This window comes from Streptomyces sp. NPDC007983 (assembly GCF_042958345.1).
Classification (GTDB): Bacteria; Actinomycetota; Actinomycetes; order Streptomycetales; family Streptomycetaceae; genus Streptomyces.
The window spans coordinates 70,837-81,293 of sequence record NZ_JBIBJI010000002.1 but is presented as its reverse complement, the minus strand read 5'-3'; the positions used below and the strand labels follow the sequence as shown (position 1 = coordinate 81,293).

Genomic DNA, 10,457 nt, shown 5'->3' with positions numbered 1-10,457 from the left:
GCAGCGTTGCGTCCGGGAAACGATGATGATGCGGTCGGGAAACAGCGCTCCCGCACGCTTCCTGGCATGACGAAGAGCGCACCGAAGACCAAGACTGCCACCCCCACGATCGTGCTCGTCGGGCACGGCATGGTCGGCCAGCGCTTCCTGGAGGCCCTGGCCGACCGGGGTGTGACGAGCCGCGCCCGGGTCGTGGTGCTGTGCGAGGAGCCCCGGCCCGCGTACGACCGGGTGCAGCTGACCTCGTACTTCTCCGGCCGGACCGCGGACGATCTGTCCATGGTCGAGGACGGCTTCATGGAGCGGCACGGCATCGAGCTGCACCTCGGCGACCCGGCCGAGGCCATCGACCGGGCGGCGCGCACGGTCACCGCGCGCTCCGGGCTCACCGTCACGTACGACACGCTCGTGCTGGCCACCGGCTCGTACCCGTTCGTGCCGCCGGTGCCCGGCAAGGACAGCGCGGGCTGCTTCGTCTACCGCACGGTCGAGGATCTGCTCGCGATCGAGGAGTACGCCAAGGACCGGGCGACCGGCACCGTGGTCGGCGGCGGGCTGCTCGGCCTGGAGGCGGCGGGCGCGCTCAAGGGGCTCGGGCTGACCACGCACATCGTGGAGTTCAACGCGCGGCTGATGGCGCTCCAGGTGGACGAGGGCGGCGGCGCCGCGCTGCGCCGCACCGTCGAGGACATGGGGCTGATCGTGCACACCGGTGTCGGCGGCAAGGAGATCACCGCCGACTCCAACGGCGCGGTGACCGCCATGGCGCTCTCGGACGGCTCGTCCATCGACACCGACCTGGTGATCTTCTCGGCCGGGGTGCGCCCGCGCGACCAGCTCGCCCGCGACTGCGGGCTGGACGTCGGCGAGCGCGGCGGCATCACGGTCGACGAGCGGTGCCGCACCAGCGATCCGGCGGTGTACGCGATCGGCGAATGCGCGCTGGCCGCCGACGGGCGGGTGTACGGGCTGGTCGCACCCGGGTACGAGATGGCGCAGACCGTCGCCGACGACCTGGCCGCGGTGAGCTGCGAGGGCTTCACCGGCGCCGACACCTCCACCAAGCTCAAGCTGCTCGGCGTGGACGTGGCGTCCTTCGGCGACGCCCACGGCAGCGCCGACGGCTGTCTCGACGTCGTCTACTCCGACGCCCGCGCGGGCGTCTACAAGAAGCTGGTGATCGGCGCGGGCGGCGAACTGCTCGGCGGGGTGCTGGTCGGCGACGCCGAGTCGTACGGGATGCTGCGGCCGCTGACCGGTTCCGTGCCGCCCGTCGCCCCCGAGCAGCTGGTGCTGCCCGCGGGGCTGGGCGCGCCCGCCGCGCTCGGCCCGTCCGCGCTCCCGGACGACGCGGTCATCTGCAGCTGCCACAACGTCACCAAGGGCTCGATCCGTTCGGCGGTCACCGATCACGAGTGCGCCACCGTGCCCGAGGTGAAGAAGTGCACCAAGGCGGGCACCGGCTGCGGAAGCTGCGTCAAGACGCTCACCACGCTCGTCAACGACGAGCTGGAGGCGAGCGGGATCAGCGTCGACAAGGGGCTGTGCGGCTGCTTCGGGTACACCCGCGCCGAGCTGTACGAGATCGTCCGCACCCTGCGCATCACCACCTACGCGCAGCTGCTGGAGGGCCACGGCCGCGAGGAGGCGCGCAGCGGCGACGGCTGCGAGGTGTGCAAGCCGGCCGTCGGCTCGATCATCGCCTCGCTCGCCCCGACGCTGGGCGCCAGCGGCTACGTCCTGGACGGTGAACAGGCCGCCCTCCAGGACACCAACGACCACTTCCTGGCCAACCTCCAGCGCAACGGGTCGTATTCGATCGTGCCCCGCATCCCCGGCGGTGAGATCACCCCCGAAAAGCTGATCGTGATCGGCGAGATCGCCCGGGACTTCGGCCTCTACACGAAGATCACCGGCGGTCAGCGGATCGACCTGTTCGGCGCCCGGGTCGACCAGCTCCCGGTGATCTGGGCCAAGCTGGTGGACGCCGGGTTCGAGTCCGGGCACGCGTACGGCAAGGCGCTGCGCACCGTGAAGTCCTGCGTGGGCCAGACCTGGTGCCGCTACGGCGTCCAGGACTCGGTGCGCATGGCCATCGACCTGGAGTTGCGCTACCGGGGCCTGCGCTCCCCGCACAAGCTGAAGTCGGCCGTCTCCGGCTGCGCCCGCGAATGCGCCGAGGCGCGCGGCAAGGACTTCGGCGTCATCGCCACCGCGGCCGGCTGGAACCTGTACGTCGGCGGCAACGGCGGCGCCGAGCCGCGCCACGCCGATCTGCTCGCCCAGGACCTGAACGACGAGGAGCTGATCCGGCTCATCGACCGCTTCCTGATGTTCTACATCCGCACCGCCGACCGGCTGGAGCGCACCTCGGCCTGGCTGGAGCGCATCGAGGGCGGCCTGGACCACGTACGGGACGTGGTGGTCCACGACTCGCTGGGGCTGTGCGCCGAACTGGAGGCGCTGATGGCCGACCATGTGGCGGGCTACCGCGACGAATGGGCCGAGACCATCAACGACCCGGAGCGGCTGCGGCGGTTCGTCTCCTTCGTCAACGCGCCCGAATCACCCGACCCGACGGTCGCCTTCGTCCCCGAGCGCGACCAGGTCAAGCCGGACCTGACGCTGCTGTCCGGCCCCAACATCCCCGTCCGTACCGCACGCACTCTCGAAGGGACCTCGAGCCGATGACCATGGCGCCCGAGCGGATCGACCTCCGCGTGGAACTCCTCATCGACCAGCGGTGGTTCGCGGTCTGCGACCTCACCGACCTCATCCCGGGCCGCGGCGTGGCCGCCCTGCTGCCGGACGGCAGCCAGGTGGCGGTCTTCCTGGACCGGGCGGGCCGCCCGTACGCGATCGACAACCGCGATCCGTTCACCGGCGCGTACGTCCTCTCCCGGGGGCTGCTGGGCTCGGCGGACGGGCGGCCGTTCGTGGCCTCGCCGCTGCTCAAGCAGCGCTTCGACCTGGAGACGGGGCGGTGCCTGGACGATGAGACGGTCACCGTCCAGGCCTACGCCACACGGACCAGTGACGTGGTGTCAGCGCAGGTCGCGTGAGACCAGCATCCCGCACTGGACGGGATCGCTCGCGCAACCGGCCGTCCCCGCGGCGAACACGCCCTTCGTCCCGGGGACGCCCGCGATACCGAGCACCGAGGACATCTCGCTCTTCCCGGTGACGTCGGCCGGCAGCTTCTCGGTCGCCCATGCGGTACCGGTCCAGCGGGACAGCACGGAGTGGGGGTCGCCCGGGGTCCAGCCGGCGATCCACAGCCGCCCGGCACCGTCCGCGCCCAGGGCGTTCGCCTCCTCGACGGGGAGCGCGGGCAGCGACTGCCAGCCGCTGCCCGTCCAGCGGGTGGCCATGGTGGCCGCGGGCCTGTCCTCGTTGGTCTTGCCGACCAGGTAGACCGAGTTACGGCCGGTGGCCACGGCGTGGCCGGACGTCCAGCCGGTCGGCGACCCGGTGGGGGTGGGCACCTCGCGGACCGTCCAGCCGCTGCCGTTCCAGTGGTACAGCAGCGGTGCGGACACCGTGCCGGTGACGGCGTCGGCGGTGACCCAGACGTCGTCCGGGCCGGTGCCGGTGATCTCCGAGGGGCGCACGTCCCCGCCGCCGGGTGCGGCGGGGAGCGACACCTTCTGCCATGCGGAGCCGGTCCAGCGCTCCAGGTAGCCGGTGTCGGCGCCGCTGTCCGGATCCCAGGTGAAGCCGGTCAGCCAGGCGGCCTTCTTGCCGAAAGTGGCGATGTCGGCGACGAAGCCGAGCGACCCCTCGGGCGCGGCGGGGTGGTCGGTCTTGTTCCACCGCTTCCCGTCCCAGTGCTGGAGCACGAGGGAGGTGTTGTCGTCCAGCGTGCCGGCCGCCCAGGCGTCGTCGGGCGCGGAGGCGGCGACCTCCTCCAGCCGCGCGGCCCTGCCACCGGTGGAGGCGGCGGGCACGTCCGTCCACGCGGTGCCGTTCCAGTGCCTGATCAGCGGGGTGGACCCGGCGGGGCCGTCCGTCGTCCGGCCCACGGTCCAGGCGTCCCCGGCGCCGGTCGAGGCGACGTCCCAGAACTCCCGCGAGGCGGTCTCGCTCAGCGGCGTCCGCAGCTTCCACGGGGTGGCGGCGCCCGGCGCGGCGTTCGCCGGGGTGCCGAGGGCGCCGAGGGTGCCGAGCGCGACCGCGCACACCGCGACCGCCGTGCGCAGCCATCTGCTGCGCGTGCCGGTCCGGCCGGTCACCGGGCAGCCTTCAGCTGCCGGTCCGTCCACTCCGCCTTCACCGTCGCGGTGTAGTTGACCACCGTGCCCGCCGTGAGCCCCGCCTCGGCGGCCTTCGCGTTCGGCTTGGTCAGCGTCTGCCGGTCGGCCAGCAGGGCGCCGGTCGCCGGGTCCACGATCAGCTCCGACCGCACGGCCCCGTACATGGGCCCCTCGATCGCGGGCAGGGCGAAGCCGACCCCCTTGCGGCCCAGCGGGTCGGTCACCTCGCCGAGCGACCGGATGCCCGGCAGACCCGCGATGACGCGGTACGCGGCGGCCCGGACCCCGGGCTTCACCGGCAGGGTGATCAGCCCGGCCGCCTGCTGCCACATCCACTCGGTGCGGTCCTCGATCTCGCTCCCGCCGTCCTCCGTGTACAGATCCGCCAGCGACTCCTTCAGCTTCGCGGCGTCGCCGGGGAGTTTCCGCAGGTCCGCGTAGGTCACATTGCGCGCTCCGAGAGCGGCGATCTCGTCACCGAGGTTGGTCCGGTCCACCGTCGGCCGCTTCCTGCCCCGGTTCTCCATCCGCAGCGCCAGCTTGCCGCCGCCCTCCTCGGCGGCGAGCGTCACCTCCTTCGGCAGCCCGGCGGCCCGCCAGCGCTCCCGGTCCCGGGCGGTGCGGGGTTCGACGGCGGCGTCGAGCCCCCTGATCTCCAGGCTCTCCGTGCCGGTCCGTACCCCGACGGACCGCTGCCCCCGCTCGGAGTCGACGACCGCGAAGGTCTGCCCGGAGTGCTCGACGACGCCGGTCCAGGCCGATCGTGTGGTGGTCTGCCAGTACGTGCCTTCCTCGGCGGGACGATCCGCCCGGGCGGCCACGTTCAGCAACGCGAGACGGCCGTTCTCGGGGGTGTGCCGGGGGCCGTCGGTCCCGGGCCCGGCGGTGGCCCGGGGGCCGTCCACGCCCTGGGTGCCCTGGGGCAGGGCCGCCACGACCACCCCGGCCGCCACCGCCGCCGCCACCGCGACGGGCAGCGCCCAGCGCCAGGTGAACGGCCGTGCGGAGCGGCGGGTTTCCGGCACCTCGGGCGCACTGGCCAGGATGGTGATCAGGTCGTGCCGGGCGCGTGCGGAACCGGCCAGCTGGTCCGGGTCCAGCTCCGGGGGCCGCGCGTCCGCCAGCGTCTTCATGACATCGGGCCGCATGCGTGCCATGTCAGTGCTCCTTCACTGTTGCTTTCGGGTGGGCGTCGCGAGAGAACCCGACCGCGTCCACGGCCCGCTCCAGCCGCCGCCGGGCCCGGTGCAGCCGGACCGAGAAGGTGGCGGTGGTACAGCCGAGGACGCGAGCGGCCTGTTTCGGGCCCAGCCCGTGCCAGGCGACCAGCGTCAGCAGCTCACGGTCGGCGGCGGACAGCCCCGCCAGAGCCTGCAGCGCCGCCGCGCGTTCGGTCACATCGGCGGCCACGTCGCCGACCCGGGCGCCCGAGGTGATCAGGCGCTGCGCCTCCTCGGCGGCCAGCGCGTACTGCCTGCCGTCGCGGCGCCGCAGCTCACGGGTCAGATTGCGGGCCACGCCGAGCAGCCATGGCAGCGGCGGCGTGGGAATGTCCCGCATCCGGCGCCAGGCGACGGTGAAGGTCTCGCTGGTGATGTCCTCACCGACCTGCCGTCCCACCAGGCCGGCGGCGTAGGCCAGCACACGGGGGTGGCACTCCTCGTACAGGTCCCGGAAGCGTTGGGCGTCGGTCACGCGCCGTCTCCTCATCTTGGCTCTCTCACCTGGGAATGGCGGGGAGCCGCGATTTCTTACAGGCACGTTTTTTCAGGCGCATCTTTCAGGCGCATCTTTCAGGCGCGTTTTTCAGGCGCGATCGCCTGGACGGCGGGACGGCGTCCCGTCCGGGCCGCCCAGGCGGACAGCGGGGCCCTCAGCCCGTGGTGCAGGCCGCGCCGTTGAGGGTGAACGCGGCGGGCGCGGCGTTGGCGCCGGACCAGGTGCCGTTGAAGCCGAACGACACCGAGCCACCGGCCCCGATCGTGGCGTTGTACGGGGCGTTCGCGGCCGTCACCTGGGCGCCGGACTGGGTGACGGTGGCGTTCCACGCGGACGTCACCCGCTGGCCCGAGGGGTAGGCCCAGGCCACCTGCCAGCCGTTGACCGGGCTCGATCCGGTGTTCTTGACGGTGACGTTCGCGGTGAAGCCGGTGTTCCACTGGCTGGTGACGGTGTAGCCGACCGTGCAGCCGGTCGTGGGGTCGGGACCGGGGTCGCCGGGGTCGCCGCCGTCGCCGGTCCAGCCGAGGGATTCGGCGATGCCGTAGTAGGCGGGTTTGGGCCGGTAGCCCTCGTCGTACGGGGTAGCGGCGCCCTGGCCGTCGAAGACGTCCGGGATCCAGGAGTCGGAGTCGGTGAAGCCCCAGACGGTGACGCCCTGGCAGCGGGAGACGGCCAGGCAGGCGTCGGTGACCGTCCGGTAGTCGGCCTTCTGCTGGGCCAGCTTGGCTTCGGTGGCCGGGAGCGTCATCCGGATGTCGAGTTCGGTGACGGCCACGTCGACGCCGAGGTCGGCGAAGCGCTGCAGATTGGCCTTCATCGTCGACGGCACCTGGCCGAGGATCAGATGGCCCTGGAAGCCGACGCCGGTGTTGTAGTCGTTGTTGACTTCTCCCCCCTTGAACGAGGGGGATCCTCACAGCTTGCGCCGTGAGGTTTTCTGCTTCGTCGCCGACTGCCCGCCCGGAGTGCTCCGTTGAGGTCTTACACCGGCTCCACAGACAGACACGGCCAGCCCGGCCGACTTAAGGTTGCGTGCCGCGTTCACGTCGCGGTCGTGCGTGGCGCCGCAGACGCACGTCCAGATCCGGACGTTCAGCGGCATCCTGTCCCGCAAGGCGCCGCAGACGGAGCACAGCTTCGAGCTGGGGAACCAGCGGTCGACGGCGATCACCTCACGTCCGTACCACTGGGCCTTGTACTCAAGCATCATGCGGAACTGCGTCCACGCCGCATCCGAGATGGCGCGGGCCAGCGTGGGATTCTTCAACAGACTCCGCACGGTCAGATCCTCGATCACGATCGTTTGGTTCTCACGAACGAGCCGAGTAGTGACCTTGTGCAGGTGGTCACGCCTGCGATCGGCGATGCGGGCGTGGATCCTGGCGACCTTCCGTCGCGCCTTGGCCCGGTTCGCTCCCTCGCCCTTGTCCTTGCGGGAAAGCTCCCGTTGAGCCCTGGCCAGCCGGGCACGGTCACGGCGCTCATGCCTCGGGTTGGCGATCTTCTCTCCGGTCGACAGGGTCAGCAGGTGGCCAAGACCCGCGTCCACACCAACCGCCGTACCGGTGACCGAAAGCGGCTTCACGGACGAGTCCTCGACCAGCACCGACACAAACCAGCGGCCCGCACTGTCCTGCGAGACGGTCACCGTGGACGGCTCCGCGCCCTCCGGAAGCGGGCGGGACCACACGATGTCCAGCGGGTCCTTCATCTTCGCCAGGGTCAGCTTCCCGGCACGGAAACGGAACGCGGAAGAGGTGTACTCGGCCGAGCGGCGGGACTTCTTCTTCGTTTTGAAGCGCGGATACCTGCCCCGCTTCTCCCAGAAGCTGACGAACGCGCCCTGCAAATGCCGAAGGCACTGCTGGAGCGGCACGGAAGAAACCCCGTTGAGGAACGCCAGCTCCTCGGACTTCTTCACGCCGTCAGCATGGCCGAGGTGGCGTTGTAGTTGACCCGCTCCTGGCGCAAGGTCCACCCCTCGGTCCGCGCCGCAAGAGCGAGGTTGTAGACCTTGCGCACGCAGCCGAAGGTGCGCGACAGCTCCCCTGCCTGCGCATCCGTCGGATAGAAGCGGTACTTGTACGCTCGCTTCACGTAACCGGCCATAGCTCACAAACTAGCACAACAACTTGTGACATTCTGTGGCCAGTCGGGCTGGAAGACGAATCGCCGTGGCGGCGATTCGTTTTCCCTGCTAGCGGGCGACCTGGGTGGTGACGTGGTTGGTCATGATGGTGCGCAGCTCGGTGTTGGAGAACGAGCCGTTGGCCAGCCAGTTCGGCATCTGGCTGTGCCAGACCAAGGTGTGGTGGCCGTACACCTTCTGGCTGTTGGCCTGGGCGAACGAGACGAGGCGGTCGGCGGCGGCCCAGTTGAACTGGCCGCGGTTCGGCTCGACCGAGCCCCACTTCATGGCGTTCTCGGCGGTCACACTGGAGAACTCGCTCTTGGCGATGTTCGCGTAGGTGCCGTCGCCGAGCCGTCCGTCGTTGACGGCCGTGCCGACGAAACGGCCGGTGCGGGCGGCGACTTCGCGCAGCGTGGGGTTGGCGGCGTGGGCGTCGGCCGGGGCGGCGAGGCCGAAGGCGAGCGCCGCGGAAACCGCCGCCAGTGCGGTGGCGTGGGCTCTGCGTAAGCTCAGGAGCTGGAGCTTCATGGGAGGGTCCCTCTCTTCTCTTCACGTCTGATCCGGTTTTCCGGAAGACTTCTGCAAGGTTCCGAGGGTGCGACCGGAAAGTTAGAGGCGGGCGTGATGCCCGTCAACGGAGGAGGCGGAAATGGCTACGGAGAGCGCGGGCCCCGACGGCGGCACCAAGCCGAAGGTGACGATCACCGCCATCGCCCAGGAGGCCGGGGTGTCCGTCCCCACGGTCTCGCGGGTCGTCAACGGACGGTCGGACGTCTCCCCCGAGACCCGGGCCCGGGTCGAGGACCTGCTACGCCTCCACGGCTACCGCCGCCGCCACACCGCCCCCGGCGACCGCGCCGCCCTCGTCGACCTGGTCTTCAACGACCTCGACAGCCCCTGGGCCGTGGAGATCATCCGCGGAGTGGAGGAGATCGCGCACCAGGACGGGGTCGGTACGGTCGTCTCCGCCATCCACGGGCGGGCGGGCTCGGCCCGGCAGTGGCTGAAGAACCTGCGGGCCCGCGCCTCGGACGGGGTGATCCTGGTGACGTCCGTCCTGGAGCCGGTGGTCCACGCCGAGCTGCGGCGCCTGAACGTCCCCATCGTGGTCGTCGACCCGGCGGGCTCCCCCGCCCTCGACGCCCCGACCATCGGCGCGACCAACTGGGCGGGCGGCATGGCCGCCACCGAACACCTGCTGGGCCTCGGACACCGCAGGATCGGCCTCATCGCGGGCCCGCCCCGGCTGCTGTGCAGCCGGGCGCGGCTGGACGGGCACCGGGCGGCCCTGGAGGCGGCGGGTGTTCCGTTCGATCAGGCTCTTGTCGCACAGGGGGACTTCTACCACGAATCCGGTTTCCACGGCTGCGACCAGCTCATGGCCTCCCCCACCCCGCCCACCGCCGTCTTCGCCTCCAGCGACCAGATGGCCCTGGGCGCCATCGAGGCCCTGCGGAGGCGGGGACTGCGGGTGCCGGAGGATGTGAGCGTGGTCGGCTTCGACGACCTCCCCGAGGTCCGCTGGTCCGCCCCACCCCTGACGACGGTGCGCCAGCCCCTGGCTGACATGGGCAAGCTGGCGGCCCGCACGGTGCTGCGGCAGGCCCGGGGCGAGGAGATCGACTCGCCCCGCGTGGAGCTGGCGACCCAGCTGATGGTCCGCGCCAGCACCGCCCCACCGACCGCCGGTTGATTCCCCACCCCGCCCCTCCCCGAACCCGGGGCTCCGCCCCGGACCCTGGCCCCGGGCGGACGGCTCCGCCGGCCTCGCTCGCGGCGGGCCGGACACCCGGCGGGGCGGCGGGCCCTCCGCCCGGATCCGGCCCCGAGCCCGGCGGGCGCCGGCAGTTCAGGGCCTGAGGCAGAGCCCACGCAGGGGCCCCGGCAGAGCCCTGGCCGGGGTTCGTGTCGCAACCCCGGCCCGGGAGCCCGACAAGGCTCGAGGACGGACCCCGCAGCGAGGCCTGAGACGCACCCCCTGCAGAGACCCGGGAGGCAGGGGCCCGGGCGGGGGCCGGACAGGAGGCTGCACCCCAGGACCCCCGCGGCAGGGCCCGGGCAGGGCTGCAGCGCGCCCATCCCGGTAGGCAGCCCGGCTCCCCCGTAGCGGGGGCCGCACAGACCCGGGCCGGGGGCAGGACAGGGGGCTGCGCGCCAGGGTCCCCCGCGGCAGGGCCCGGGCAGGGCTGCAGCGCGCCCATCCCGGTGGACAGCCCGGCTCCCCCGTAGCGGGGGCCGCACAGACCCGGGCCGGGCGCAGGACAGGGGGCTGCGCGCCAGGGTCCCCCGCGGCAGGGCCCGGGCAGGGCTGCAGCGCGCCCATCCCGGTGGACAGCCCGGCTCCCCCGTAG

Annotated in this window: 7 protein-coding genes and 2 pseudogenes; 3 read left to right on the top strand and 6 right to left on the bottom strand. The window is 72.1% G+C overall.

The window, feature by feature from the left end; all coding sequences use genetic code 11:
- The first annotated feature begins 66 nt into the window (after positions 1 to 66).
- Both nirB and nirD read left to right on the top strand, forming a co-directional pair.
- Positions 67 to 2,691, top strand: a complete 2,625-nt coding sequence (nirB, locus tag ACFZCY_RS05105; RefSeq protein WP_391169540.1) for a nitrite reductase large subunit NirB — start codon at positions 67 to 69, stop codon at positions 2,689 to 2,691.
- Positions 2,688 to 3,062, top strand: coding sequence for a nitrite reductase small subunit NirD (nirD, locus tag ACFZCY_RS05100; RefSeq protein WP_391169538.1), 375 nt, complete (start codon positions 2,688 to 2,690; stop codon positions 3,060 to 3,062). Before nirB ends, nirD begins: the two co-directional genes overlap by 4 nt.
- On the opposite strand, the gene ACFZCY_RS05095 is transcribed toward nirD, so the two are convergent.
- The 6 genes and pseudogenes from ACFZCY_RS05095 to ACFZCY_RS05070 all read right to left on the bottom strand — a co-directional run bounded on the left by ACFZCY_RS05095 (position 3,045) and on the right by ACFZCY_RS05070 (position 8,634).
- Positions 3,045 to 4,232, bottom strand: a complete 1,188-nt coding sequence (locus ACFZCY_RS05095; RefSeq protein ID WP_391169536.1) for a hypothetical protein — start codon at positions 4,230 to 4,232, stop codon at positions 3,045 to 3,047. The genes nirD and ACFZCY_RS05095 overlap by 18 nt on opposite strands.
- Positions 4,229 to 5,410, bottom strand: a complete 1,182-nt coding sequence (locus ACFZCY_RS05090) for a CU044_5270 family protein (protein WP_391169534.1) — start codon at positions 5,408 to 5,410, stop codon at positions 4,229 to 4,231. The genes ACFZCY_RS05095 and ACFZCY_RS05090 overlap by 4 nt, the downstream gene beginning before the upstream one ends.
- A gap of 1 nt (position 5,411) precedes the next feature.
- Positions 5,412 to 5,948, bottom strand: coding sequence for a sigma-70 family RNA polymerase sigma factor (locus ACFZCY_RS05085; RefSeq protein ID WP_391169532.1), 537 nt, complete (start codon positions 5,946 to 5,948; stop codon positions 5,412 to 5,414).
- A 178-nt stretch (positions 5,949 to 6,126) separates the two neighbouring features.
- Positions 6,127 to 6,840: pseudogene (locus tag ACFZCY_RS05080) on the bottom strand (cellulose binding domain-containing protein); the annotation flags it as partial.
- 48 nt (positions 6,841 to 6,888) lie between these two features.
- A pseudogene (locus tag ACFZCY_RS05075) lies at positions 6,889 to 8,084 on the bottom strand (RNA-guided endonuclease InsQ/TnpB family protein).
- Between the two features lie 88 nt (positions 8,085 to 8,172).
- On the bottom strand, positions 8,173 to 8,634 hold the full coding sequence (locus ACFZCY_RS05070; RefSeq protein WP_391169530.1) for an endo-1,4-beta-xylanase: 462 nt from the start codon (positions 8,632 to 8,634) through the stop codon (positions 8,173 to 8,175).
- Positions 8,635 to 8,755: 121 nt separating this feature from the next.
- On the opposite strand from ACFZCY_RS05070, the gene ACFZCY_RS05065 reads away from it, so the two are divergent.
- A complete protein-coding gene (locus tag ACFZCY_RS05065) occupies positions 8,756 to 9,799 on the top strand; it encodes a substrate-binding domain-containing protein (RefSeq protein WP_391169528.1) in 1,044 nt (347 codons plus the stop codon).
- The last annotated feature ends 658 nt before the right edge of the window (positions 9,800 to 10,457 follow it).

Coding starts and splice junctions, on each gene's coding strand:
- nirB (WP_391169540.1), top strand. CDS start 67: ATGACGAAGAGCGCACCGAAGACCAAGACTGCCACCCCCACGATCGTG.
- nirD (WP_391169538.1), top strand. CDS start 2,688: ATGACCATGGCGCCCGAGCGGATCGACCTCCGCGTGGAACTCCTCATC.
- ACFZCY_RS05090 (WP_391169534.1), bottom strand. CDS start 5,410: ATGGCACGCATGCGGCCCGATGTCATGAAGACGCTGGCGGACGCGCGG.
- ACFZCY_RS05070 (WP_391169530.1), bottom strand. CDS start 8,634: ATGAAGCTCCAGCTCCTGAGCTTACGCAGAGCCCACGCCACCGCACTG.
- ACFZCY_RS05065 (WP_391169528.1), top strand. CDS start 8,756: ATGGCTACGGAGAGCGCGGGCCCCGACGGCGGCACCAAGCCGAAGGTG.